At 71.3% G+C, this 24,296-nt stretch carries 26 protein-coding genes; 8 read left to right on the plus strand and 18 right to left on the minus strand.

The genetic code is table 11. The annotated features are described in order from the left end of the window. Positions 1 to 9: 9 nt before the first annotated feature. Positions 10 to 1,110 (plus strand): pseudouridine synthase, encoded by a 1,101-nt coding sequence (locus ACFSC0_RS10485; RefSeq protein ID WP_377282988.1) that lies wholly within the window; start codon positions 10 to 12, stop codon positions 1,108 to 1,110. A 1-nt stretch (position 1,111) separates the two neighbouring features. Here ACFSC0_RS10485 and ACFSC0_RS10490 read toward each other — a convergent pair whose 3' ends face one another. Next, the gene (locus ACFSC0_RS10490) at positions 1,112 to 1,552 is read right to left on the minus strand and encodes a hypothetical protein (RefSeq protein WP_377282987.1); all 441 of its coding nucleotides are present in this window, start codon (positions 1,550 to 1,552) and stop codon (positions 1,112 to 1,114) included. A 71-nt stretch (positions 1,553 to 1,623) separates the two neighbouring features. On the opposite strand from ACFSC0_RS10490, the gene ACFSC0_RS10495 reads away from it, so the two are divergent. Continuing rightward, the gene (locus ACFSC0_RS10495; RefSeq protein ID WP_377282986.1) at positions 1,624 to 3,384 is read left to right on the plus strand and encodes a DUF885 domain-containing protein; all 1,761 of its coding nucleotides are present in this window, start codon (positions 1,624 to 1,626) and stop codon (positions 3,382 to 3,384) included. 157 nt (positions 3,385 to 3,541) lie between these two features. Further along, the gene (gene rsmD / locus ACFSC0_RS10500) at positions 3,542 to 4,117 is read left to right on the plus strand and encodes a 16S rRNA (guanine(966)-N(2))-methyltransferase RsmD (protein WP_377282985.1); all 576 of its coding nucleotides are present in this window, start codon (positions 3,542 to 3,544) and stop codon (positions 4,115 to 4,117) included. On the opposite strand, the gene ACFSC0_RS10505 is transcribed toward rsmD, so the two are convergent. Together ACFSC0_RS10505 and ACFSC0_RS10510 are read right to left on the minus strand one after the other, a co-directional pair. Further along, the gene (locus ACFSC0_RS10505) at positions 4,100 to 4,375 is read right to left on the minus strand and encodes a YjhX family toxin (RefSeq protein WP_377282984.1); all 276 of its coding nucleotides are present in this window, start codon (positions 4,373 to 4,375) and stop codon (positions 4,100 to 4,102) included. The genes rsmD and ACFSC0_RS10505 overlap by 18 nt on opposite strands. Positions 4,376 to 4,570: 195 nt before the next feature. Further along, on the minus strand, positions 4,571 to 4,966 hold the full coding sequence (locus tag ACFSC0_RS10510) for a VOC family protein (protein ID WP_377282983.1): 396 nt from the start codon (positions 4,964 to 4,966) through the stop codon (positions 4,571 to 4,573). 101 nt (positions 4,967 to 5,067) lie between these two features. Between ACFSC0_RS10510 and ACFSC0_RS10515 the strand changes: the two genes are divergently transcribed. After that, the gene (locus ACFSC0_RS10515; RefSeq protein ID WP_377282982.1) at positions 5,068 to 5,838 is read left to right on the plus strand and encodes a MerR family transcriptional regulator; all 771 of its coding nucleotides are present in this window, start codon (positions 5,068 to 5,070) and stop codon (positions 5,836 to 5,838) included. 46 nt (positions 5,839 to 5,884) lie between these two features. On the opposite strand, the gene mutL is transcribed toward ACFSC0_RS10515, so the two are convergent. Continuing rightward, complete coding sequence (gene mutL / locus ACFSC0_RS10520) at positions 5,885 to 7,723, minus strand: DNA mismatch repair endonuclease MutL (RefSeq protein ID WP_377282981.1); 1,839 nt, start codon at positions 7,721 to 7,723, stop codon at positions 5,885 to 5,887. 58 nt (positions 7,724 to 7,781) lie between these two features. Between mutL and ACFSC0_RS10525 the strand changes: the two genes are divergently transcribed. Further along, the gene (locus ACFSC0_RS10525; protein WP_377282980.1) at positions 7,782 to 8,762 is read left to right on the plus strand and encodes a TraB/GumN family protein; all 981 of its coding nucleotides are present in this window, start codon (positions 7,782 to 7,784) and stop codon (positions 8,760 to 8,762) included. Between the two features lie 221 nt (positions 8,763 to 8,983). Here ACFSC0_RS10525 and ACFSC0_RS10530 read toward each other — a convergent pair whose 3' ends face one another. The 8 genes from ACFSC0_RS10530 to ACFSC0_RS10565 form a co-directional block, all read right to left on the minus strand. Next, complete coding sequence (locus ACFSC0_RS10530; RefSeq protein ID WP_377282979.1) at positions 8,984 to 9,529, minus strand: DUF3035 domain-containing protein; 546 nt, start codon at positions 9,527 to 9,529, stop codon at positions 8,984 to 8,986. 83 nt (positions 9,530 to 9,612) lie between these two features. Continuing rightward, positions 9,613 to 10,107: a signal peptidase II gene (lspA, locus tag ACFSC0_RS10535; protein WP_377282978.1), complete on the minus strand. Its 495-nt coding sequence runs from the start codon at positions 10,105 to 10,107 to the stop codon at positions 9,613 to 9,615. Then, positions 10,104 to 13,019: an isoleucine--tRNA ligase gene (gene ileS, locus ACFSC0_RS10540; RefSeq protein ID WP_377282977.1), complete on the minus strand. Its 2,916-nt coding sequence runs from the start codon at positions 13,017 to 13,019 to the stop codon at positions 10,104 to 10,106. The genes lspA and ileS overlap by 4 nt, the downstream gene beginning before the upstream one ends. Positions 13,020 to 13,256: 237 nt before the next feature. Next, positions 13,257 to 14,204, minus strand: a complete 948-nt coding sequence (locus tag ACFSC0_RS10545) for a bifunctional riboflavin kinase/FAD synthetase (RefSeq protein WP_377282976.1) — start codon at positions 14,202 to 14,204, stop codon at positions 13,257 to 13,259. Continuing rightward, on the minus strand, positions 14,201 to 14,623 hold the full coding sequence (locus ACFSC0_RS10550) for a MaoC family dehydratase (protein WP_377282975.1): 423 nt from the start codon (positions 14,621 to 14,623) through the stop codon (positions 14,201 to 14,203). Before ACFSC0_RS10550 ends, ACFSC0_RS10545 begins: the two co-directional genes overlap by 4 nt. A gap of 56 nt (positions 14,624 to 14,679) precedes the next feature. After that, positions 14,680 to 15,543, minus strand: a complete 864-nt coding sequence (locus tag ACFSC0_RS10555) for a TIGR01459 family HAD-type hydrolase (protein ID WP_377282974.1) — start codon at positions 15,541 to 15,543, stop codon at positions 14,680 to 14,682. A gap of 212 nt (positions 15,544 to 15,755) precedes the next feature. Further along, positions 15,756 to 17,015 carry a flagella assembly cyclic-di-GMP phosphodiesterase TipF gene (tipF, locus tag ACFSC0_RS10560; RefSeq protein WP_377282973.1) on the minus strand — a complete coding sequence of 420 codons (1,260 nt, stop codon included), beginning with the start codon at positions 17,013 to 17,015 and terminating at the stop codon, positions 15,756 to 15,758. A gap of 86 nt (positions 17,016 to 17,101) precedes the next feature. After that, a complete protein-coding gene (locus tag ACFSC0_RS10565; protein ID WP_377282972.1) occupies positions 17,102 to 17,869 on the minus strand; it encodes a hypothetical protein in 768 nt (255 codons plus the stop codon). Between the two features lie 69 nt (positions 17,870 to 17,938). On the opposite strand from ACFSC0_RS10565, the gene ACFSC0_RS10570 reads away from it, so the two are divergent. After that, positions 17,939 to 18,613: a Fe2+-dependent dioxygenase gene (locus ACFSC0_RS10570; RefSeq protein WP_377355143.1), complete on the plus strand. Its 675-nt coding sequence runs from the start codon at positions 17,939 to 17,941 to the stop codon at positions 18,611 to 18,613. Between the two features lie 34 nt (positions 18,614 to 18,647). On the opposite strand, the gene ACFSC0_RS10575 is transcribed toward ACFSC0_RS10570, so the two are convergent. From ACFSC0_RS10575 to ACFSC0_RS10590, 4 genes are all read right to left on the minus strand, one after another. Next, a complete protein-coding gene (locus ACFSC0_RS10575) occupies positions 18,648 to 19,526 on the minus strand; it encodes a 3-hydroxybutyryl-CoA dehydrogenase (protein ID WP_377282970.1) in 879 nt (292 codons plus the stop codon). Between the two features lie 226 nt (positions 19,527 to 19,752). Then, on the minus strand, positions 19,753 to 20,088 hold the full coding sequence (locus ACFSC0_RS10580) for a DUF6481 family protein (RefSeq protein ID WP_377282969.1): 336 nt from the start codon (positions 20,086 to 20,088) through the stop codon (positions 19,753 to 19,755). Positions 20,089 to 20,206: 118 nt separating this feature from the next. After that, a complete protein-coding gene (locus tag ACFSC0_RS10585) occupies positions 20,207 to 21,151 on the minus strand; it encodes an electron transfer flavoprotein subunit alpha/FixB family protein (protein ID WP_377282968.1) in 945 nt (314 codons plus the stop codon). After that, positions 21,151 to 21,900 (minus strand): electron transfer flavoprotein subunit beta/FixA family protein, encoded by a 750-nt coding sequence (locus ACFSC0_RS10590; protein WP_377282967.1) that lies wholly within the window; start codon positions 21,898 to 21,900, stop codon positions 21,151 to 21,153. The genes ACFSC0_RS10585 and ACFSC0_RS10590 overlap by 1 nt, the downstream gene beginning before the upstream one ends. 174 nt (positions 21,901 to 22,074) lie before the next feature. Here ACFSC0_RS10590 and ACFSC0_RS10595 point away from each other — a divergent pair, with 174 nt between their 5' ends. Next, the gene (locus ACFSC0_RS10595) at positions 22,075 to 22,338 is read left to right on the plus strand and encodes a hypothetical protein (protein ID WP_377355144.1); all 264 of its coding nucleotides are present in this window, start codon (positions 22,075 to 22,077) and stop codon (positions 22,336 to 22,338) included. Here the strand turns inward: ACFSC0_RS10595 and ACFSC0_RS10600 are convergent. Both ACFSC0_RS10600 and ACFSC0_RS10605 read right to left on the minus strand, forming a co-directional pair. Continuing rightward, the gene (locus ACFSC0_RS10600) at positions 22,335 to 22,910 is read right to left on the minus strand and encodes a cob(I)yrinic acid a,c-diamide adenosyltransferase (protein ID WP_377282965.1); all 576 of its coding nucleotides are present in this window, start codon (positions 22,908 to 22,910) and stop codon (positions 22,335 to 22,337) included. The genes ACFSC0_RS10595 and ACFSC0_RS10600 overlap by 4 nt on opposite strands. 1 nt (position 22,911) lies before the next feature. Then, positions 22,912 to 23,115 carry a twin transmembrane helix small protein gene (locus ACFSC0_RS10605; RefSeq protein WP_377282964.1) on the minus strand — a complete coding sequence of 68 codons (204 nt, stop codon included), beginning with the start codon at positions 23,113 to 23,115 and terminating at the stop codon, positions 22,912 to 22,914. Between the two features lie 391 nt (positions 23,116 to 23,506). Between ACFSC0_RS10605 and ACFSC0_RS10610 the strand changes: the two genes are divergently transcribed. Beyond that, positions 23,507 to 24,151, plus strand: coding sequence for a TetR/AcrR family transcriptional regulator (locus ACFSC0_RS10610; RefSeq protein WP_377282963.1), 645 nt, complete (start codon positions 23,507 to 23,509; stop codon positions 24,149 to 24,151). The last annotated feature ends 145 nt before the right edge of the window (positions 24,152 to 24,296 follow it).

Below are 24,296 nucleotides of genomic sequence, written 5' to 3' on the forward strand. Positions count from 1 at the left end.
CCGCTCGTCATGGTCCACGATCCGCAACACACCGACGCCGCCCCGCAAGGTCAAGGGGCGGGCGAGCGCGTCGCCAAGGCGCTGGCCCGCGCCGGCGTCGCCTCACGGCGCGACGTCGAGCGGCTGATCGAAGCCGGGCGGGTGGCGCTGAACGGCAAGGTGCTGACGACGCCCGCGGTGAAGGTCGAGCCGGGCGACATCCTCACCGTCGACGGCGAGGTGGTGAACGAGCCCGAGCCAGCGCGCCTGTTCCGCTACCACAAGCCGGTGGGCCTGGTGACCAGCCACAAGGACCCGCAGGGGCGGCCGACGGTGTTCGCCGCCCTGCCGCCCGGCCTGCCGCGGCTGATCTCCGTGGGGCGGCTGGACCTCAATTCCGAAGGCCTGCTGCTCTTGACCAACGACGGCGGCCTGGCCCGCGCGCTGGAGCTGCCCGAGACGGCGATCCTGCGCCGCTACCGGGCCCGGGCGCACGGGCGGATCACCCAGGACAAGCTCGACACCCTGAAGAACGGCATCACCGTCGAGGGCGTCCGCTACGGCCCCATCGAGGCCAGGCTCGACAAGGCCAAGGAGGGCCCGCAGGGCGCCAACGTCTGGATCAGCGTCACCCTGACCGAGGGCAAGAACCGTGAGGTCCGGCGGGTTCTGGAGGCGCTGGGCCTGAAGGTGAACCGGCTGATCCGGCTGGCCTACGGCCCGTTCGCGCTGGGGACGCTCGGCGTCGGCGAGATCGAGGAGGTCGGCCCGCGGGTCATCCGCGAACAGCTTTCCGCCCACATCGCCCCGGAGAACCTGCCCAAGGGCGAGCGGCCGCAGTGGACGCCGCCCAAGCGGCCGGCCGGCGCAGGCCGCCGGGCCCCGAAGGCCCCAGGCGCGGCCGTCTCGGAGGCGTCTCCCGCCGAGGCGCCGAAGAAGAAGGCCTACAAGCCTGGCTGGGCCAAGCCGAAGATCAAGCCCGGGCCGCCGCGCCCGGCCAAGGCCAAGCCCAAGCGGGTCGACGGTCCTCCGCGCGGCAAGGCCGCCGGGCCGGCGGGCGCCGCTCGTCGCACCGGCCCGGCGCGTCCGCCGGCGCCGAGGCCCGGCGGCGGTCCGCGCCGACGCGGCTGAGCTAGCGTGTCCGGAACCGGCGCTCGACGGCCCGCACGTTGACCGCGTAGGCCGTCAGACCGGCGGCGAAGGCGAGCGCCGCGACCGCCAGGGACACGGCGGCGAGGGCGCCCGGCTGCGGGATCCCGTCCCCGCCGAGCGCGGCGGCGGCGAACCCGGCCAGCGCCAGCCACAGGAAGGGCGCCGCCCCGAGCCGCACGGCGTCGGTCAGGATCTCGGCCCAGGAGCTGCGGTGGCGGGCGACGCCGCTCTGGTGGTGGATTTCGGCATCGTCCTTGGCCGAGGCGAGCATGGCGGTCACGCCGGTCACCGCGGTGACCCCGAACCACAGGGCCAGGCCCGCCAGCACGAACCATCGGAACGGCCAGCCGCCCTCGCCGACCAGGGCGTAGGCCAGCAGGGCGGCGGCGGGCAGCGGGGCGCGGACATCCCAGGAGTTCATCGCCCTAGAAGCGCGCAAGGCGCGGCGGCGGTTGCTGGCGAAGCGGCGCCGCCCATGCTCATCTGCGGCCCATGTCCTACGCCCTGACTCGCCGCACCGTTGCGGCCCTGCCCCTCGTCCTGATGGGCCTGCGCCCGGCCGTCGCCCAGGCGGCGAGCCCCGCCGACGCCCGCTTCGCCGACCTCGCCAAGCGCTTCCTCGACCGGCTGCTGCTGGCCTCGCCGATCCGCGCCACCACGCTCGGCGACCACCGCAACGACCATCGCCTGGACGACGTCTCCGCCGCCGCCCGGGCCCGGGAGCTCGCGGCCAGCAAGGCGCTGCTGAAGGAGGCGCAGGCGATCCCGGCGCGGGAGCTCAGCCCGGAGAACCAGGTCGACCTGGCGATCCTGAAGAACAACCTCGCCTTCGGCATCTGGTCGACCGAGGTGCTGCAGGACTGGGCCTGGGACCCGCAGACCTATAACGACCTGGCCGGCTCGGCCCTCTACGGGCTGATGGCCCGCGAGTTCGCCCCGGCGCCCGTGCGGCTGCGCGCGGCGATCGCCCGGATGGAGGCGCTGCCGGCCTTCCTGGCCCAGGCGCGCGCGGAGCTGCAGCCGGCCCGCGTGCCGCCCACCCACGCCCAGACGGTGGCCCGCCAGAACGCGGGGCTGATGTCCATCGTCGACAGCATGATCCTGCCAAAGGCCGGCGAACTGCCGCCGGCCGAGCAGGCCCGGCTGCGCGCCGCCGCCGACAAGCTCCGCGCCGCGTCCGCGGAGCACCAGGTCTGGCTCGACAAGACGCTGGTCCCGCAGGCCAAGGGCGATTTCCGCCTGGGCGCCAGGCTGTACGACGAGAAGCTCGCCTTTGCGCTGAACTCGCCGCTCGACCGGGCCGAGATCCGCCGCCGGGCGGATGCGGCCCTGACCGCGACGCGGGCCCGGATGCACGGGGTTTCCAGGACCCTCCTGACCGCCCGTGGCAGGCCGGTCCCTGACGGCGAGCAGGCCGCCATCGAGGCGGCGCTGGAGCTGGTCTATGCGGACCGCGCCCCGCGCGACAAGCTGGTGGAGACGAGCCGCGCGGCGCTCGACCAGGCCACCCGCTTCACCCGCGAGAAGGACCTCGTCACCCTGCCGGACGCCCCGGTGCAGGTGATCCTGATGCCGGAGTTCCAGCGCGGCTTCGCGGTCGCCTACTGCGACCCGCCCGGCCCGCTGGATAAGCACCTGGACACCTTCTACGCCGTCTCGCCGATACCGGACGAATGGACCGACGAGCAGGCCCAGAGCTTCCTTCGCGAATACAACATCTTCGGCATCCACGACGTGGCGATCCACGAGGGTGTGCCGGGCCACTACACCCAGCTCTGGCACGGCAACAAACACCCCAGCGTGCTGCGCGCCGTGCTCTGGTCCGGGCCGTTCGTGGAGGGCTGGGCGGTCTACGCCGAGGAAATGATGGCCGACGCCGGCTATCTGGACGGCGACCCGCGGTTCCGGCTGCAGCAGCTGAAGATGCGGGTTAGGACCATCACCAACGCCATCCTCGACCAGATGGTGCATGTGGACGGGGCGAGCGAAGCGGAGGTGATGAAGTTCCTCACCGTCACCGCCTTCCAGCAGGAGCGCGAGGCCGCCGGCAAGTGGGTGCGGGCCCAGCTCTCCTCGGCCCAGCTGCCGACCTACTTCGTGGGCGCCTCCGAACACGACGAGCTGCGGGCCGAGGCGCGCCGGCGCGAGGGCGCGGGCTTCGACCTCAAGCGGTTCAACGACAGGGTGCTGTCGTTCGGCGCGCCGCCCGTCCGCTACGCCCGGGCCTTGATGTTCGGCGAGCCGATCGTTTAAGCGCCCCCTCCGTCTCGGCGCTGCGCGCCGATCCACCTCCCCCGTCCTCTGCGGGCCGTGGGAGGAGCGGGCCCCTTCTCCTCCCCCGCAGGGCAGACTGCGGGGGCGGGGGACCGCCGTAGGCGGTGGAGGGGGCGTTCAGGCGTAAGGGGATTGCATGCGCATCGTCTCGGGGGAGTTTCGCGGAAAGACGCTGGCCGCGCCGGCGGGCGAGGCCACGCGGCCGACGTCCGACCGCGCCCGGCAGGCGATCTTCGACATCCTCGAGCACGCCGCCTGGTCGGACGGGGTGCGGGACAGGCGGGTCATCGACCTGTTCGCCGGCTCCGGCGCGCTGGGCTTCGAGGCGGTCTCGCGAGGGGCGGCCTTCTGCCTGTTCGTGGAGACCGATGAGGCGGCCCGCGGCGCGATCCGCGAGAACGTCGAGGCCATGGGCCTGTTCGGCCGGACCCGCGTGCATCGGCGCGACGCCACCCAGCTGGGCGTACGGCCCGGCGCCGACGGCCCGGCCTTCGAGCTCGCCTTCCTGGATCCGCCCTACGCCAAGGGCCTGGGCGAGACGGCGCTGCAGCGGTTGGCCGAGGGCGGCTGGCTGGCGCCCGGCGCGATCGTCGTCTTCGAACGCGGCGTCGGCGAGGCGGACTTCGAGGTCGCCGCCTACGAGAAGCTGGACGCGCGCGACTACGGCGCCGCGCGCGTCCACTTCCTCAGGTACTCACCACCCGCGCCCTGAGACGCGGTTGTCGAGCTGGCTGCGCAGGTTCAGCAAGCCCTCCCGGGTGATCCGGTAGGGGCCGCCGTTCCGGCTGGCGATCAGCCGCTTCTTCTTCAGGCTCCGGAAGACCGCGACGTCGCAGTCGGTGAGGGTCCAGCCCTCCCGGGTGATGCACTCGGCGGCGACGATGTCGCCCTTCTCGTTGCGTTCCAGATGGATGGCGCCGCCCTGGGCGAGCGCGTGCAGCGTCCTTTGCTGCGGCTTGGAGATGTTCAAGGAAGAGTCCGTGTTCAGGCGCAAAGCGGACCGCGCCCCCACGCGGGGCGCGGGGCGGTACGAGGCCTAATCAGCCGATCGGAATGTGAGGCCGGTCGGCTCTAGGCCCGGCGCTCGCGCACAGACTCTTGCATCAACTCCCCTGAGTGCCGGGCCAGTATGGCAAAGCTTCGCAGGCCCCGTCCAGCGGCCGGCCTACCAGCGCAGAACGATGGCCTCGGCCGAGCGCTGGTGCGGGCCGTGGTGGACGGCCTCGATGTTGTTCCCGTCCGGGTCGAAGACGAAGGCGGCGTAGTACCCCGGGTGGTACGACCGCTCGCCCGGCGCGCCGTTGTCGCGCCCGCCGGCCGCCAGCGCCGCCTCGTAGAAGCGGTCGACCGTCTCGCGGTCCCTCGCCTGGAAGGCGAGGTGGATGCGGCTTTCGGTTTCGCCGTGGTCCATCCAGAGCTCGTCGCAGAAGGCATGATCGCCGCCGTCGGTGAGCTCCAGGCCGAGCGCGCCGAGCGCGGCCTTGTAGAAGCGCTTCGACGCCTCCAGGTCGCGGCAGCGCAGGTGGACGTGGTCGATCATCCGGCCGATGCGGTGTTCCATGGCCGGCTGAACGTCGGGATGCCGACGCGGGTTTCGCCGGTCCTTGACCCTCACGCGGCGTGAGACCCCAGATGGCCTGTCCGATGCGAGGACTTGAATCGATGGAGCGCTGGACGGTCAGCGAGCTCGCCCGCCTCTCCGGCGTCTCGGTGCGCACCCTGCACCACTACGACGCGGTGGGCCTGCTGCGGCCCGCCTGCGTGGGTCGGAACGGCTACCGCTACTATGGCCGCGAGGAGCTGCTGCGCCTGCAGCAGATACTCTTCCACCGCGAGCTGGGACTGCCGCTGGCGCAGATCGCCCAGGTGCTGGACGCGCCCGGTTTCGACCGGGCGGCGGCGCTGCGGGCTCATCGCCAGACGCTGGCCGCCGAGGCCGCCCGCTACCGCCGGCTGGTGCGAACCATCGATCAGACCCTCGCCGCCCTCGAAGGAGAGACGGACATGGACGAGAAGGACCTCTATCGCGGCTTCGCGCCGGAGAAGCAGGCGGAATACGAGGACTGGCTGGTGGACCGCTTCGGCCCCGGGATGGCCGAGGAGATCGCCGCCTCGAAGGCGAAGCTGAAGGGCGCCTCGGCGGCCGACATGGCGCGCCTGCAGGCCGAGGCGGAGGCGATCGAGACCGCCATGGCCAAGGCTCTGGCCGAGGGGCTGCCGGCCGACAGCTCGGCCGTGCAGGCGCTGATGCGCCGCCACCATGACTGGGTCGCCGCCTTCTGGCGCCGGCCGCCGACGGCCGAGGCGTTCGCCGGTCTCGGCCGGCTCTACCAGGAGCATCCGGATTTCCGCGCCCGCTATGACGGCCGGGCCCCGGGCCTGACGGACTACCTGGCCGAGGCCATGCGGGTGTTCGGCGAGCGGAAGCTCTGACGAACTCCTCTCCCCCCGCGCTGCGCGTCGGGGGATGGAGCAAGGCTCACCGCCGCCCGAACAGCTTCTCGATGTCGGCGAGCTTGAGCTCGACGTAGGTGGGGCGGCCGTGGTTGCACTGGCCGGAGTGGGGGGTGGCCTCCATCTGGCGCAGGAGGGCGTTCATCTCCGGCGCGGTGAGGCGGCGGCCGGCGCGGACCGAGCCGTGGCAGGCGAGCGTGCCGCAGACCTCCTCCAGCCGCTCCTTCAGCGCCAGGGCCTGGCCGTTCTCGGAGAGGTCGTCGGCGATGTCGCGGACGAGGCCGGCGACGTCGGTCTCGCCCAGCAGGGCGGGGGTCTCGCGAACCAGCACCGCGCCCGGGCCGAAGGGCTCGAGGACGAGGCCCAGCGCGGCCAGCTCCTCGGCGCGTGCGGCGACGCGCTCGGCCTCGGCCGGATCGAGCTCGACCACCTCGGGCAGCAGCAGGGCCTGGCGCACGACCCCGCCGTCGGCCATCTCCTGCTTCATCCGCTCGTAGACCAGCCGCTCGTGGGCGGCGTGCTGGTCGACGATGACGATGCCGTCGCGGGTCTGGGCGACGATGTAGGTCTCGTGCAGCTGCGAGCGGGCCGCCCCCAGCGGATAGTCCACCGGATCGAACACGGCGGCCGGGGCGGGCGCTTCGGCCAGGCCCGGCGGCGGCTCGAAGGCCGGCTCGGCGCGGGCGGAGACCTCCTCGAGGCCGGGGATGGCCGGCGCGGCCGCCGTCGCGGCCGGGCTCCAGCCGCCCATCCGCCAGGCCGAGAAGCCGGCGGCCGAGGGCGGGGGCGTGTAGGCGGGCCGCAGTCCGCTCAGCGCCTCGGCGGACACGGTGGTGGCCGCCCGGTGACCGGCGGCGGCCAGGGCGTGGCGCAGGCCCGAGACGATCAGGCCGCGCACCAGCGCCGGGTCGCGGAACCGCACCTCGGCCTTGGCCGGGTGGACGTTGACGTCCACGAGGGCCGGATCGAGCTCGATGAACAGCGCCGCCAGCGGGTGGCGGTCCCTGGCCAGGAAGTCGGCGTAGGCGGCCCTAAGCGCCCCCTGCAGCAGCCGGTCGCGCACCGGCCGGCCGTTGACGAACAGGTACTGGTGGGCCGCGTTGCCGCGGTTGTAGGTCGGAAGGCCCGCGAACCCGGAGAGCCGCACGCCTTCGCGCTCATGGTCGATGGCCAGCGCGTTGTCCGAGAAGTCGCGGCCCATGATCGAGGCCAGGCGCGCCAGCCGGCCGTCCGCCCCCGGCGCCTCGGCCGGAAGGCGCAGGGCGCGGCGGCCGTCCAGGTCGAGGGAGAAGCTCACCGCCTCGTGGGCCATGGCCTGGCGCTTCAGCTCCTCGGTGATCGCCAGCGCCTCGGCCCGCTCGGACTTCATGAACTTCAGCCGGGCGGGGGTGGCGTAGAACAGGTCCCGCACCTCCACCCGCGCCCCGTGGGGGCCGGGGAAGGGCGCCGGCGAGATCTGACCCATCGCCCCGCCCTCCACCAGGATGGCGAAGGCGTCGGCCGATCCGCGGGCCCGCGAGGCGATGGAGAGCCGGGCCACCGAGCCGATCGAGGGCAGGGCCTCGCCGCGGAAGCCCAGGGTGGCGATGCGCAGCAGGTCGTAGTCGCCGTCGGCGCCGGGCGCGAGCTTCGAGGTGGCGTGCCGCTCGACCGCCAGGGGCAGCTCGTCCGGGCCCATGCCGCCGCCGTCGTCGGCGACCAGGATCCGGGTCAGGCCGCCGCCGTCGGCCTGCACCTCGATGCGGTTCGCGCCCGCGTCGAGGGCGTTCTCCACCAGCTCCTTGATGGCGCTCGCAGGCCGCTCCACCACCTCGCCGGCGGCGATGCGGTTGACGGTCTCGGGCGGAAGGCGGCGGATCGGCATGGCGGATGGGTCTCGAAACACCCATCATAGGACGATTCAAGCCAGGCGGACGCGTGCGATGAAGAGTCCCAAGCGATGGGCCGGCGCGGCGCTGGCCGCGGTCCTGGCCTTCACGGCCGGCGCTCCCGCCGCCCAGGTCCCGCTCGCCCCGGCGCCCTCGGCCCTGCCGCAGGACCCCGACGAGGTGCTGGTCGAGGAGCTGGTGGTGGTCGGCCGCCTGCCGGGGCCAGCCTGGTGGCGCGTCTCCGACGCCGACACCACCGTCTATGTGCTGGGCGTGCCCTCGGTCGCGACCAAGCAGCTGGCCTGGGACCGCGGCGTCCTGGAGCGCCGGCTGCAGGGCGCCAACGAGGTGATCGTCTCGGTGGATCCGGTGAAGGTGCGCGCGCTCGGCGCGGCCGGGGCGGCGGTGAACTTCCTCAGGCTGCGCTCGCGCACCCCGTTCGAGGCCCAGCTCTCGGGGGCGACCAAGGCCCGCTTCGTCGCCGCGCGGACCAGGTTCGGCAAGCCCGCCGACCGCTACAAGACCGGCAACGCGCTGGCGGCCGGGCTGATGCTGGTGGAGGACTGGCTGGACCATGTGCGGCTGACCACCACCGATCCCTCCAAGCCGATCCGCCAGCTCGCCCGCTCGAAGCGGATCCGGGTGACGGAGAAGACCTACGACGCCGGAGCCCTGTTGGGCGCCCTGGTCCGCACGCCCCGCTCGGCGGGGGACGCCTGCCTGGAGGCGGTGCTCGACCAGATCGACGCCGGGCCCGGACGGATCCAGGCCGCCTCCCGCGCCTGGGCCCACGGCGACGTGCCGGGCGCGCTGTCGGCCGAGCGGGTCTACGAACGGTGCCTGGCCGCCGCCCCCGGGGCGGCCCGCCTCGACGCCCAGTACAAGGCCGACCAGGCCGCCGCCATCGCCGCGGCGCTGGAAAGGCCCGGCCACGCCGTCGCCGTCGTCCAGCTCCGCCCCCTGCTCAGCCAGGGCGGCGTGCTCGACCGGCTGCGCTCGCAGGGCTTCGATGTGAAGACGCCGGGGGATGGGTGAGGGCGCGCGCCTCCTCTCCCCCGACCCGTAGGGCGAGGGGAGAGGGTAGGGAGAGGGATGGCGCGGCGTCGGCGCCTTGTGAGCGAATGGGCGGGGCGTGGAGAGGTGCGGCGGCGCAAAGGGCTCGCCGCCGGATCATCCGGCGTGGACCGAAGTCAGCTTCGCCCCTCTCCCGACCTCTCCCCCCGCGCTGCGCGTCGGGGGAGAGGAGGGGATGCTCCCTACAGCCCCGGCAGCTTCAGGCGCGGGGCGGCCTGGCGCTGGATGACGATGTCCTGGCCGCCGGTCAGGGCCTTGATCTTCTCTTCCTCGGCGGCGGTGTCGACGGGCGTGGCGCTGTTGTCCAGGCCCGGCTGGGGCGCGGCGTCCTTGCGCCAGAACATCACCCGGTCGGCGAAGCTCTTCTCCTTGTGCGCCAGGTCGCCGAACTCGTCGTCGACGACGTAGCGGATCAGGGGATCGGCCTTGTCCGAGCCGGCGCGGGCCACCAGCAGCTTCTCGCCGTCGGAGCGGACCTCGGCCTCGCGCTGGCCCAGCAGGGCGGTGCGCGCCGCGCTCTCCGGCTGCAGCTCCTGCGGGCGGGGCTCGCCGGGGGCCGGCGGGCGCAGCGAATAGTCGGGCGGCACCACCAGGGGCGCCTTGGTCACGACGCGGAACTCGTCGGGCGTGACCTTCTGCATGCCCAGCGCATTGCGCGTCGTGCCGCAGCCGGAGAGGCCGAGGCCGGCCACGGCGGCTGCAGCGAGGATGACAGGGTAAAGACGCATGGACGTAATGACTCCCAAGGCCGCCCCCCGGCCAGGATGTGTGGCCTTTCAATTAGCTTAATCGGGCATCGGCGCCAACGCCGTCAGGAGGGGGCCTGACGCCGCATGGAATCGAGCACCAGTTCGAGGATCAACAGGCCGACGCCGATGTTGATCGCCGCGTCGGCGACATTGAACACCCAGGGGAAGTGCAGGCGGCTGACGTCGATGAAATCGGCGACGTGGCCGTAGCGGATCCGGTCGATGGCGTTGCCGATCGCCCCGCCGATGATGCAGCCCAGGGCGGCGGCGGTGAGCGGCTTGTCGGCGTTGCGAACCCAGACCGCCAGGGCGGCGGCGACGCCGAAGCCGAAGATGGTCAGCGCCCAGCGGGTGAACTCGCTGGGACCGCCCAGCAGTCCGAAGCTGACGCCCGAGTTCCAGACCATGCTGAGCCAGAGCGGGCCGGCCAGCTGGGTCGGTCCGCGGCTCTCCAGGGCGAACACCTCCACGACCCAGTATTTGGAGATCTGGTCGAGGATCAGGATGAGGACGGCGAGGGCGAGCGCCGAGGCGCCGTGACGAGTGAAGCCCTTCACGCGACCCCCTGCCCCTGGCGGGCCGCATCCCAGGCCGCGACCGCTTCGGCGTCGCGCAGGGACAGGTCCGGATAGCGGGGGTCGGAGCCGACCTCCGGCAGGATGCGCCAGCTACGGGCGCACTTGCGGCCTTCGGCCCTGAGCGGCTCGACGGCGACGCCGGCGACCTCGGGCAGGCGGAAGGCGTCCGGGGGACCTTCGCCGTCGACTAGGTCGGCCTGGCTGGTGCGGAACACCTCGGCGGCGTCGAGGCCCTCGAAGGCGGCCCTGAGGGCCGCATCGGCGATGTGGACGCGCGGGGCGGCCTCCAGCGCCGAGCCCAGCCGCTTTTCGCGCCGCTCGACCTCCAGGGCCCCGGTGACCACCGAGGTCACCTTCTGCACCTTCTCCCAGCGCTCGGCCTCGGCGTCGTCGCGCCAGGCCGAGGGCGTGTCGGGGAAGACGCGCAGGGAGTTGGACCCGGCGTCCGGGAAGCGGGTGGTCCAGGCCTCTTCCATGGTGAAGGGGATCAGCGGCGAGAGCCAGATGGTCAGCCGCTCGAACACCAGGTCCATCACCGTGCGCGCGGCTCGGCGGCGGTCCGCCGTCGGCAGGTCGCAGTAGAGGCTGTCTCTACGGATGTCGAAGAACAGGGCCGAGAGCTCGTTTTGGCAGAACTCCAGCACCGGCCGGGCCGCGTCCGAGAACCGGTACTCGCGGTAGGCGGTGCGCACCTGCACGTCCAGCTCCCAGAGGCGGTGCAGGATGAACCGCTCCAGCGGCGGCATGTCCTTGGGCGCGACCTTCTCGGCGTCGGAGAAGCCGGCCAGGGCGCCCAGCAGGTAGCGGACGGTGTTGCGCAGCTTGCGGTAGGCGTCGGTGGTGGTGGCCATCACCGCTTTGCCGATCCGCAGGTCCTCGGTGTAGTCGGCCATGGCCGCCCACAGGCGCAGGATCTCGGCCCCGGAGTCCTTGATCACCGTCTGCGGCTCGACGGTGTTGCCCTTGGACTTGGACATCTTCTCGCCGTTCTCATCGACGGTGAAGCCGTGGGTGAGGATGGCGTCGTAGGGGGCCCGGCCGCGGGTTCCGGCGCTCTCCAGCAGCGAGGACTGGAACCAGCCGCGGTGCTGGTCCGAGCCCTCCAGATAAAGGTCGGCGGGCCAGCGGGTGTCGTCGCGGGTCTCCAGCACGAAGGCGTGGGTCGAGCCGGAATCGAACCAGACGTCGAGGATGTCCTCGACCTTCTCGTAGCGGTCCGGGTCGTGCGAGCCCAGGAAGTCGCTGGCCGGCCGGGTGAACCAGGCGTCGGCGCCTTCCTTGGCGATCAGCCCCACGATGCGGGCGTTGACCTCGTCGTCGTGCAGCGGCTGTCCGGTCTCCTTGTCCACGAACATGGCCAGGGGCGCGCCCCAGGCGCGCTGGCGGCTGATCAGCCAGTCGGGACGGGACTCGACCATCGAACGGATGCGGTTACGCCCGGCCTCGGGATGGAAGGCGGTGGCCTCGATGGCCTCCAGCGCGGTCTCGCGCAGGGTGCGCCCGTCCTTCAGCGGCTGGTCCATGCGGATGAACCACTGGGGCGTGTTGCGGAAGATCACCGGCGCCTTGGAGCGCCAGGAGTGGGGATAGCTGTGCTCCATGCGGCCGCGGGCCAGCAGCCGCCCGGCTTCGATCAGCTTCTCGATGACGGCGTCGTTGGCCGGGCCGAACTTGCCGGCCTTCTTGCCCTCGGTCTCCAGCACCTTCAGGCCGCCGAACAGCGGCACGTCGGGGTAGTAGGCGCCGTCGGGATCGACGGTGTCGGGGATCTCCCGATGGCCGTGCGCCAGCCAGACGGCGTAGTCGTCTGCGCCATGCCCGGGGGCGGTGTGGACGAAGCCGGTGCCGGCCTCGTCGGTCACGTGCTCGCCAGCCAGCAGCGGGACCTGGAAGCCGTAGTGGCGATCCAGCCCGGCCAGCGGGTGGGCGCAGACCATGCCCTGGCAGTCGACCTTCTCGACCCGGCGCCAGCGGGCGATCTTGGCCGCCTTGGCGACCTCCTCGATCAGCTTTTCGGCGACGATCAGCCGGTCGCCCGGCTTGGCCCAGGGGGCGAAGGGCAGGTTCTCCTCCATCGCCTCCACCTGGAAGACGGCGTAGTCGATGCCCTCGTTGTAGGCGATCGCCCGGTTGGCCGGGATGGTCCAGGGGGTGGTGGTCCAGATCACCACGTGGGCGCCGCGGGCCGCGTCCGAGCCCTCCAGCACCTCGAACCTGACCCAGATCGTCGGCGAGACGTGGTCGTGGTACTCGACCTCGGCGTCGGCGAGCGCCGTGCGCTCCACGGGGCTCCACATCACCGGCTTGGAGCCGCGGTAGAGCTGGCCCGAGGCGACGAACTTGTGGAACTCGGCGACGATGGCCGCCTCGCTCGCATAGTCCATGGTGGAGTAGCGGCGGCCCCAGTCGCCCAGCACGCCCAGCCGCTTGAAGCCCTCCATCTGCACGCCGATCCAGTGTTCGGCGTAGGCGCGGCAGCGCTCGCGGAACTCGGCCTTGGAGACCTCGTCCTTGCGCCGGCCCTGGGCGCGGAACTCCTCCTCGACCTTCCACTCGATCGGCAGGCCGTGGCAGTCCCAGCCGGGCAGGTAGTCGACGTCGTAGCCGAGGGCGAAGCGCGAGCGGACAACGAAGTCCTTCAGCGTCTTCTGCAGGGCGTGGCCGATGTGGATGGCGCCGTTGGCGTAGGGCGGGCCGTCGTGCAGCACGAACAGCGGCGCGCCTGCGGCCTGCCGGGCCTTGCGGATCGACTTGTAAAGGTCGTCCTGCTCCCACCGCTCCAGGATCTGCGGCTCCTTCTGCGGCAGGCCGCCCCGCATCGGGAAGGGCGTGTCGGGAAGGAAGACGGTCTCGCGGTAATCGCGCGAGGGCTTTTCAGCGTCGTCGGCCATGGGGCTATCCAGCGGGGGTTCGGTTGGAGATTGGGCTTAAGACCCGGCGCGCGCTGGAGCTTGGTCCGGCGGCGTCACGCCGGGCGCTTAATTCGCGAAGTCTTCCAAGCCGAAGTCATGGGGGCGGGTGTTAGCAGAGGCCGGGGCGTGGGGCAAAGGGCGCCGCAGCGGGTGGTGACAGGTAGGCCTTCGGCCAACCAGTCACCGGTGGTCCTCGGTGACTGGTTGCGCGCAGCGCTACCTGTCACCCGCCCCCAGCAGCCGCTTCGCCTGGTCGGCGTCGCGCAGGATCTGCTCGGTCATCTCGCCGATGGTCTCGAACTTCAGCTCCGGCCGCAGGAAGTGGAGGAGGTCGGTCTCGATGAGCTGGTCGTAGATGTCCTCGTCGAAGCCGAACAGCCAGACCTCGAGCCGGGGGTCGACCTCGCCGACCGTCGGGTTGACGCCGATGTTGGCGACGCCGGCGAACTCGCGCCCATCCGGTAGGCGCGTGCGGGTGGCGTAGACGCCGAACTTCGGGATGACGTAGTCGCCCAGCGCGACGTTGGCGGTGGGATAGCCGAGCTCTCGGCCGAGCTGGCGGCCGCGCTGCACGGTCCCCTCGATGGCGAACGGCCGGCCGAGGATGGCCGCAGCGTCCTGCGGGCGGCCCTCGCGCAGGGCCTCGCGGACGGCGGTGGAGGAGTATTTCTCCACCGAATCGTCGCCCACCGCGCCAGCCACCGAGACGCCGAAGCCGAGCTCCTCGCCGTACTGTCGCATGGTCTCCGGGCTGCCGGTGCGGCCCTTGCCGAAGGAGTTGTCGAAGCCGACCGCCACGTGGCGCGCGCCGAGGCCCTCGTGCAGCACCTGGGTGGCGAACTCGCGGTCGGTGAGCTCGGCCAGCTCGGCCGTGAAGGGCAGGAGATAGAGACGCTCGACGCCGAGCTCGCCCAGCACCCGCAGCTGCTGGTTCCGGGTCATCAGGTGGAAGGCCGGCTGGCCGGGGTTGAAGATCTCGCGGGGGTGGGGATCGAAGCTGATCACGCCCAGCGGCGCGCCGAGCCTGCGCGCCGCGTCGGCGGCCAGCGCGATCACCTTCTGGTGGCCCTTGTGGACGCCGTCGAAGCTGCCCATCGCCACCGCCGCGCCGCGGTCGGCCTGCGCCAGCCCCTTCCAGCCGGTGATCACCCGTACAGCCGTCACGCCGGCCGCCTGGGGACCATGACCATCGCCTCGCCCTCCACCACGTTGCGGCCGTCGACAATGCAGAGGGTGGTGAGGGTCGCGTGGGCCCGCCGCTCGTCGAGCGCAGCGACGCTGACCCTGGCGGTGACCGCATCGCCGATCTTCACCGGCCGGCGGAACCTGAGCGACTGGGTCAGGTAGATGGCGCCCGGGCCGGGCAGACGGGTGCCCAGCACGGCGGAGATGTAGGCGGCCGAAAGCATCCCGTGGGCGATACGGCCCTGGAACGGCGTGGTCTTGGCGTAGTCCTCGTCCAGGTGGACCGGATTGGTGTCGCCGGACACCTCGGCGAAGGCGGTCAGGTCGCGCGCCTCGACCACGCGGGTGATCTCCGCGCTCTGGCCCACGCTCAAGTCTTCGAAGAACAGTCCCTGCACCCACAACTCCCGTAGCCGACAGCCTCCTTAGCGTCCGCGCGCCCAGAAGCGAAGCCTCACCAGGACAGGTGCGTCGTCACATAGGCCGCCTCGGCGCCGGCCTCCTGAAGCAGGGCCTCGACCGCGGCCGGGTCCAGGCCCGCCTCGCCGATGGCGTCGCCGGCATGGATGCCGCTGGCGACGAACAGCACGTCCAGCCCCTGGCGGTTGCCGCCGAGGACGTCGGTGGCCACCGCGTCGCCGATGCACAGCACCCGGGCCGGATCGACCGGGCGGCCCAGCAGCTCGCCGGCGCGGCCCAGGCAGAGCCGGTAGAGCGGGGCGTGCGGCTTGCCGGCCATCAGCACCTCGCCGCCCATCTGCTCGTAGAGCTGGGCCAGGGCGCCGCCGCAGTAGATCAGCTTGTCCCCCCGCTGGACCACGATGTCCGGGTTGGCGCAGATCATCGCCAGGTCGCGCTTCACCGCCTGTTCGAAGGCCTGGCGGTAGTCCTCCGGCGTCTCGGTCTCGTCGTCGAACGGGCCGGTGCAGGAGATGAACCGCGCCTCCTCGGGACCGGCGAAGGTCAGGTCGAGGCCTTCGTAGAGCGGGGCGTCGCGATCCGGCCCGATGGCCCAGGCCGGGCCCGGCGCGCGCTCGGAGAGCAGCACCCGGGTCGCATCGCCCGAAGTGATGAATTCGCTCCAGGCCGCGTCGGGCACCTTCAGCTGGGTCAGCTGCGGCCGCACCGCCGAGGCGGGGCGGGGCGCGTTGGAGATCAGGATCACCGGCCCCCGCTCGGCCTTGAACCTGGCCAGCGCCTCGCAAGCGGCCGGGAAGCTCTCGCGCCCGTTGTGGATCACGCCCCAGACGTCGCAGAGCAGGACGTCGTAGCGGTCGGCGAGGTCGGAGAAGTGCTCGATCGGGCGGGGAGCGGTCATGCGCGCCGCGGGTAAAGAGCCCCGGGGCGGGGGTCAACCTTCCTTTCCTCCCCTGCGAAGCGGGGGTGGGGGAGGGGGCGAGCCGCCGACTCCGAGGTGAGAGAGGTGCAGAGTGGAGCGCGGGGCGTCGCCGCGCCTGTGGCTTGCCCTCTCCACCACCCGCTCTGCGGCGGGTGGTCCCCCTCTCCCATGAATGGGAGAGGAAAGCGGGCCTAGAACCGCCCGCCGGCTGCGCGGCGCGCCAGGGAGGTCTGGACGTAGGCCGGCGGCGGCGCGGTTTCGGCGAGGACCTGGTCGCGGATCGGGCGGGGCTCGCCGAACAGGTGGCCCTGGCCCAGGGCGATGTCGAGCTCGAGGATGTCCACCACCTGGCGCTCGGTCTCGACCTTCTCGGCGATGATCTCGACGCCGTAGCGGCGGGTCAGGCCTGCGAAGTCCTCGGCGGCGAGGTCCGGGAGAGCCTGCAGCACCAGCCGGCCGTCCCGCTCGGTGAGCTGCTCGAGCAGCACCTGGGCGGCGACCTTGACGAACTTCACGTCCGAGCGGGCCAGGTCCTGGAAGTCGAGGTCGAGGTCGGTGACCTTGTCGAGGGAGAAGCGGAAGCCGAGGTCGGCCAGCTTGGCCATGTTGCGCGCTTCGACCGAGCCGCGGGCGTCGAACGCCGCCTGGCCCATCTCGAAGATCAGCGCGCCGGCCAGGTCCCGGTTGGTGGACAGCAGGTCGAGGAACTGCGGGAAGAAGCTCTCGTCGGCCAGGCTCGCCTGGCTGATGTTGCAGAAGATCCCGACCTTGCGGTCCTCCTTGGCCAGCCGCCGGACGATCTGCACGCAGCGGAACAGCAGCAGGTTGTCGATGGCGGTGATCAGCCCTTCGGGCTCGGCGACCTTCAGGTACTCGGCCGGCATCAGCACCCGGCCGGTCTCGTCGCGGAGGCGCGAGTAGCTCTCGTAGTACATCCGCCGCCGCTGCGGCAGGCCGACGATCGGCTGCAGGTAGAGGTCGACCCGGTTCTCCGTGAGGGCCGCGCGGACGGTCTCCAGCAGGGCCTTGGACTGGGCCTGCTGCTGGGGCGCCAGACGCGCCTGGCTCGGCGGCAGGATGCCGTCGGAGATGCGCACCGACAGCCGGTGGACGAGGTCCTCCAGCATGTGGACCTCGCCGGCCAGCTGCTCGGACTTGCGGGCGTCCTTGGCCACGTCCTTGACGGCCTCGGCGACCCGCTCGTCCATCTTCTCGATCTGCTCGAGCAGGATGCGCTGGGCGGCGCGGATGGCCTCGATGTCCTCGGCGACCTCGGCCGAAGCCAGGGCCCGGGCAATCAGGCCGTGCACGGCCAGCGCGAAGGAGAGGCCGCCCACGAAGGCGGCCACGCCCACGGTCCAGCCGCCGCCGCCTCGCCACAAGGTCAGGGCGAGGACCAGCGCGGAGATGAAATAAGCCCCCAGGAGCAGGGGAAGCGTCAGCCGTCGCATGAACCCGCCCGTCCGAATCAATCAGAATTATCGGACGGTTGTGGGGCTTTCGTCGAATGTAATGGTGACGCGGCCTTTCTCGCCTTCTAGCTGAGCGCCAGCTGCACCCGCGAGGCCTGGGCCGAGACCTGCTGGGCGGGCGTCGGCGTCTCCGGTGCGGTGGCGCCGGTCCACATGGCGGCCAGCTTGTCGAGCTCGGCCTTGGCGGCGGACAGCTTCGGATTGTCGCCGGCCTTGGCGGCCACCGACTGGGCGGCGAGGATCGAGCCCAGCGAGTGCTGGTATTCGATCGGGTCGACCACGCCCTCCATGATGACGCCGCGGTAGATGCCCTCGGCCACCGAGACCAGGCCCTTGACCACCTCGGCCGGGTCGCCGCCGGCCTTCGCCGCAGCGGCGTCGAGGTTGGCGATCGCGGCGTTGAGGTCCGCGGCCGCGCCCGATTGGGCGGCCTTGCGGAGCACCGCCTCGTCCACGCCGGCGGCGCGGAAGGCGTCGGGGTCCTTGTCGAACACCTCCAGCATCCCCTGGCCGGCGAGGGCGGCGGCCGCTTCCGGGCCGTCCTTCTGCTCCTGGGCGATGAGGAAGAAGCCCTTCAGGTGGGCGAGCTGCAGCGCGGCCTTGGACTCGGCCGGGATCGCGCCGTAGGCCTGGGCCGCGCCCTGTTCGGCCGCCTCGCCGCCTTCGCCCACGGCCTGGGCGCCCTTCTCCGCGGCCTCGCCGCCCTCGCCGACGGCGGCGGCCTTGCCCGCCCCGCCCGCTTCGCCGGCCTCGCCCCCGCAGGCGGCGACGCCGGCGCTGAGCAGCACGGCGGCCGAGAGGCTGGTCCAGAGTTTCGGGCGAAGAACGGTCATTGGCGAAGCTCCACTGGTTCGCCTGGACCTAAACATGCCGGGCGCCGCTCTTGCAAGTCATTCGCAAAGATGGGACAGGGCGCCATGCTGACGCTCGCCGACGTGCTCGAGGCCGAAGATGTCGCCCGGATCCGCGAGGCGCTCGCGCAGGCGCCCTGGCGGGACGGGCGGCGCACCGCCGGCGCCGCGGCGCGCAAGGTCAAGGCCAACAGCCAGGCCGACGCCGACAATCCCAAGATCGCGGCCCTGGCCCGCTTCGTCCGCGAGGCGCTGGAGCGCAACGAAGTGTTCGCCGCCTACGCCCGGCCGGCCCGCTGGTCGACGCTGATGTTCAACCGCTACGGCCCGGGCGAGACCTACGGCTCGCACATGGACGATGCGCTGATGGGCCCGGAAGGCGCCCGGGTGCGCACGGACCTGTCCTTCACCCTCTTCCTCTCGGATCCTTCGACCTACGAGGGCGGCGAGCTGGTGGTGGAGGGCGTGGAGGGCGAGCGTGCGGTCAAGCTGCCGGCCGGGAGCATGGTGGTCTACTCCACCGGCGCCCTGCACCGGGTGGAGCCGGTGACCTCGGGCGAGCGGCTGGCCTGCGTCGGCTGGATCCAGAGCTTCATCCGCCGCGCCGACGAGCGGGAGATCCTCTTCGACCTGGCCCGCGTCCGAGGCGCGCTGCCCGAAGGCGAGGCCCGCCTGCTGCTCGACAAGGCCAGCGGCAACCTGCTGCGGCTGTGGGGCGAGCCGTAGCCCTTTCCCTCCCCTGAGGGGGAGGGGAAGTTGCTCAGCGCGTCGGCACCGGCTGGTCGCCGCGGTAGTCGTAGAAGCCGCGGCCGGTCTTGCGGCCCAGCCAGCCGGCCTCGACGTACTTCACCAGCAGCGGACAGGGCCGGTACTTGGAGTCCGCCAGGCCCTCGTAGAGCACGTTCATGATCGACAGCACGGTGTCGAGGCCGATGAAGTCGCCCAGCTCCAGCGGGCCCATCGGGTGGTTGGCGCCCAGCTTCATGGCCGTGTCGATGGCCTCCACCGTGCCCACCCCTTCGTAGAGGGTGTAGATGGCCTCGTTGATCATCGGCACCAGGATGCGGTTGACGATGAAGGCCGGGAAATCCTCGGCGTTGGCCGTGGTCTTGCCCAGCGACTTGGCGAAGTCGACGGCGGCCTCGTAGGTCACCGCATCGGTGGCGATGCCGCGGATGATCTCCACGAGGTTCATCAGCGGCACGGGGTTCATGAAGTGCAGGCCGATGAACCGCTCGGGCCGGTCGGTGGCCGAGGCCAGCCGGGTGATCGAGATCGACGAGGTGTTGGAGGCCAGCAGGGTGTTGGGCGCCAGATGCGGGGCCAGGGCCTTGAAGATGGTCTTCTTGACCTCTTCGTCCTCGGTGGCGGCCTCGATGGCCAGATCCGCCTGGCCGATGGCCTGCAGCTCCTCGGCGGCCTTGATGCGGGCCAGACCCGTCTTCATCGCCTCGTCGTCGATGATGCCGCGCGCCACCTGGCGGCTCATGTTGCGTTCGATCTGCGACAGGCTGGCCTTGATCCTGTCCGGGCTCACGTCGTGGAGGAGGACGTCGTAGCCGCCCAGGGCGCACACGTGGGCGATCCCCGAACCCATCTGACCGGCGCCGATGACGCCGACCGACCTGATCTGAACCATGCCAACAGCCTTATGATGCAGGCGCGAAGAACCGTGCGCCCGTCGTATTATCCAAATGTTGTAGCACGGAGGCCGCGCAAGCCCGCAAGCGTTTTGCTGCGCCGCAGCGTGGCATGGTGAAGCTTGCGTTGCGCCGAAGCCTCACGGGCAGGGACTGAGCATGAGGAAGCCCGCCTGGCGAACAGGCGGGCGGCAGTTCCGTGGGGCTTGGGCGAGCGCGGGGCGGCTACTTGGAGCCGCTGCCGCGCTTCTTGGTGCCGTACATGGCCAGCAGGGCGGCGCGGGCGTTGGCGGCCTTGTTCGCGGCCTGGGCCTCGCGTTCCCTGGCCTCGGCTTCCTGGCGAAGGCGCTCGGCCTCGGCCGCGGCGGCCTTCTTGGCCTCGCGCTGGGCCTGGCGCTCGGCGCGGATCCGCTCGAGTTCGGCCTGCCGTTGGGCGGCGGTGTCGACGTAGGGCGTCTCACGCACCGCGGGCTTGGGCTTGAACTTCTCCAGCATCGCCTTCTTGGCTTCGGCTTGAGCGGCGAGGCGGTCTTCGAACGAGATCGGCTTGAAAGACTTCATGACCTAAGGGGTTGGAGGGGTGAGGCGTCGGGCTCGAATGCCCAACGCCTCGAGAGGCGTTGGGCTTCGGCGAAGTGCCTAATTGTGAACTCGGCCCCGCTTTCGCGAGGGGGCGCGGCTATTTGCCGACCTTGGCGAGCTCGTCCATCAGTTCGGGGATGGCGGTCTTGTAGTCGGCCACGAGGCCGTAGTCGGCGACCTGGAAGATCGGGGCGTCGGCGTCCTTGTTGATCGCGACGATCACCTTGGAGTCCTTCATCCCGGCCAGGTGCTGGATGGCGCCCGAGATGCCCACGGCCACGTAGAGCTCGGGGGCGACCACCTTGCCGGTCTGGCCGACCTGGTAATCGTTCGGGGCGTAGCCCGCGTCGACCGCGGCGCGCGAGGCGCCGACCGCCGCGCCGAGCTTGTCGGCGAGGGGCTCGATCACCCGCTGGAACTCCTCGGCCGAACCCATCGCCCGGCCGCCGGAGACGACGATCTTGGCGGCGGTGAGCTCGGGACGCTCGGACTTGACGATCTGCTGGTCGACGAAGCGGGTCTTGGCGGGCGCGCCGCCGGCCTCGACGGTCTCGATGCTCGCCGAGCCGCCTTCCTCGGCCGCCTTGAAGACGGTCGGGCGGACGGTGATCACCTTCTTGGCGTCGGAGGACTGGACGGTCTCCAGCGCGTTGCCGGCGTAGATCGGGCGGACGAAGGTGTTGGCGTCGACCACCTCGACGATGTCGGAGATCTGGGCCACGTCCAGCTTGGCGGCGATGCGCGGCGACAGGTTCTTGCCCTGCGAGGTGGCCGGCGTGAGGATCGCCTCGTAGTTCGCGGCCAGCGGCACGATCGCGGCCTCGAAGGCCTCGGCCAGGCCCTGGGCGAGGGCTTCGCTCTCGGCCAGCAGCACCTTGCGCACGCCCTTGATCTTGGCGGCGGCTTCGGCGGCGGCGCGGGCGCCTTGGCCGGCCACCAGCACGTCCACGTCGGACGAGATGCGCAGGGCGGCGGTCACCGTCTTGTGGGTGTTGTCCCGGACGGTGGCGTTGTCGTTATCGGCGATGACGAGAACGGCCATTAGAGGACCCCCGCTTCGTTCTTCAGCTTCATGACCAGGTCGGCGGCGTTCTCGACCTTGATGCCGCCGGCGCGCTTCGGCGGCTCGGTGACCTTCAGCACCTTGAGCCGGGGCGCGGTGTCGACGCCGTAGGCGGCGAGCTCCTTCACATCGAGCGGCTTCTTCTTGGCCTTCATGATGTTCGGCAGGCTGGCGTAGCGCGGCTCGTTGAGGCGCAGGTCCGCGGTGACGATCGCCGGCAGCGCCACTTCGATGGTCTGCAGGCCGCCGTCGACTTCGCGGGTGACGCTGGCCTTGTCGCCCGACACCTCGACCTTGGAGGCGAAGGCCGCCTGCGGCCAGTCGAGCAGCGCGGCGAGCATCTGGCCGGTGGCGTTGTTGTCGCCGTCGATGGCCTGCTTGCCCATGACGACCAGGTTGGGGCTCTCTTCAGCGATCACCGCCTTGAGCACCTTGGCGACCGCCAGCGGCTCGAGATCGGTGTCGGTCTGCACGAGGATGGCCCGGTCGGCGCCCATGGCCAGCGCGGTGCGCAGGGTTTCCTGCGCCTGGGCCGGGCCGATCGAGACGGCGACGACCTCGGTCGCGGCCCCCTTCTCCTTCAGACGCACCGCCTCCTCGACGGCGATCTCGCAGAAGGGGTTCATGGACATTTTCACATTGGCCAGGTCGACGCCCGAATTGTCGGGCTTCACCCTCGGCTTGACGTTGTAATCGATAACCCGCTTGACCGGGACCAACACCTTCATGGGTTGCTAGCGCCTCAAATTTGATCGCGGAAAGAAATGGTGGCCGCGGGCATAACGGTTTCAGCGCGAGATGCAAGACGTGCGGCGCAGGTTTGACCGCGCGGCTGTGACCTCTAGGCGCCCGGACGAAGGACGATTAGATCGCGTCCCATGAACCGGAACATCGGCCGACTGATGGCCGCCTTTCTTGTGATCTTCGCCGTCGGCAGCGTCGGCGCGATCGTCTACCAGATCATGTGGGCCAACCCGGCGGAGGCCTGTGAAAAGGCTCGCAAGTGGTGGGACGCCAAGCACCGGGTGTGCGCCACGCCGGTGCTGATCTCCGACATCACCGGCCGCACCATCCAGGACAAGCAGGCCGAGGCCGCCGCGCGGGCCGCGATCGGCCGCCCGGCGCCGGAAGCGGCTGAGGCTCCGGCCGAGGCCGCCCAGCCCTAGCGGGTCGCGCCCGACTGCCAGAACACCTCCGCCGCGCCGCGATCGTTTGCCCAGCGGGCGGCGACGAACAGCAGGTCGGAGAGGCGGTTGAGGTATTTCAGCGCCGCCGGGCTGACCGCCTCGCCGGACTCCTGCAGGGCGACGGCCTGCCGCTCGGCGCGCCGGCAGATGGTGCGGGCCAGGTGCAGCCCCGCCGCCGCCGGGGTCCCGCCCGGCAGCACGAACGAGGCGAGCGGCGGCAGCGCGCCGTTCAGCTCGTCGATCTCCCGCTCCAGCCGCTCCACCTGGCCGTCCAGGATCCGCAGCACGCTGCCCGCGGCCTCGCCCGGGCGCTCGGGGGTGGCCAGGTCCGCCCCGAGGTCGAACAGCTCGTTCTGCACCCGCGCCAGCATGGCGTCGAGCACCCCGTCCGGGCCGGTGTGCAGCCGCGCCAGGCCCACCGCCGCGTTGGTCTCGTCCACGGCGCCGTAGGCCTCGACCCTCAGCGAGGTCTTGCTGACCAGCTCGCCGGTGGCCAGCCGCGTGCGCCCGGCGTCGCCGGCCCGGGTGTAGATCCGGTTGAGGGTGACCATCTCAGAGGCCCCGCTCGCGCCACAACAGGGCGGCGACCAGCACCACGATCGCCACCGCCTGAAGCACGACGCGCAGGCGCATCAGCTTGTTCGAATAGGACCGGCCGAAGTCCCCGCCGCGAAACAGGGCGTAGATGCCGATCGCCAGGGTCGTCGCGACCGCCAGCAGGGCCACGGGGATCAGCAGGTCGAAGAAGCGCTCCATCGCGCCAATCTAAGCCCTCGCCCGGGCGGCCGCCACCGACTCGCGGCCGCCCTGGTCGCGCGGGCACGGGCCCGGCGAAAACTTGCGCCCGCGCAAATTTGTGGTTGAGCGTGCTCAGCGAATCGGGTCTAATAGCGGTGTGATGTCAGAAAACAGCCTCAATTACGGGGGAAGCGCGTCGGCGAACGTCGTTGCGACCATGAGCCACAAGGCCAAGGCCAGCGGTCTCGTGTAGGGCAAAGCTGAACCGTGTTCGCGTCACGGGTTATTTGAACATGATCATCGAACGTCGCTGAACGCGCGGCGACGTCGACGAGAGGACGTTGATAGACATGGCTTTTCACGCTCCAGCGCCGCCTGTCGGCGGCCGGGATATTTCGGAGATCGCCCAATGAAGCACGTCGCCAATCCGATCGGTGAGACCAAGGTCAAGGGCCTGACGCGCCGGGCGATCGCCAAGCAGCAGACCCGCGCCAAGGTGCTGGCCGCCGCTCGCCGCCTGTTCAGCGAGCAGGGCTATGAAGGCGCCACCATCCGCGACATCGCCGCCGCGGCTGGCATGTCCACGGGCGCGGTGTTCGCCAACTTCACCGACAAGTCGGACCTGTTCCGCGAGATCATGATCAACGATCTCGACAACGTGGTTCAGGAGATGACCGAGGCCGCCCAGAAGGGCCGCGGCGTCGAGGACGCGCTGCTGCGGGTCTTCACCGCCGGCTACGCATTCTACAAGGGCCAGCTGCCGCTCGCCCGGGCGATGTTCTCGATCTCCTGGTCGCCGGTCGAGGGCAAGGCCGTCCGCAGCTTCCAGGCCGTCCAGAAGATGATCGACATCATGGCCGAGCAGCTCTCCGCCGCGGTCGAGCGGGGCGAGCTGAGCCAGGAAGCCGACGTCAAGCTGCGCAGCCAGATGCTGTTCGACGCCTACCTGTCGAACTATCCGCAGGCGATCTTCGGCGGCTGGAGCCTCGAGGCGCTGCAGGCGCGGGCCAAGGATCAGATCCGGATCCTGCTCGCGGGCGCCAAGCGCGGCTAAGGCGGTGCGGCCCGCCGGCCGCACGCGTGAGTGAGCGCCAGCTAGGGCGCGTTCCGGACGGTCCGAGGCCGGAACGCGCTCCAACCTGAGGGAGGGCTCCTGGCGGCGAGGTTGTGTCTCAACCTTTCGGTCGGAGCTTCGGGGA

The organism is Phenylobacterium terrae (assembly GCF_042681205.1).
Classification (GTDB): domain Bacteria; phylum Pseudomonadota; class Alphaproteobacteria; order Caulobacterales; family Caulobacteraceae; genus Phenylobacterium; species Phenylobacterium terrae.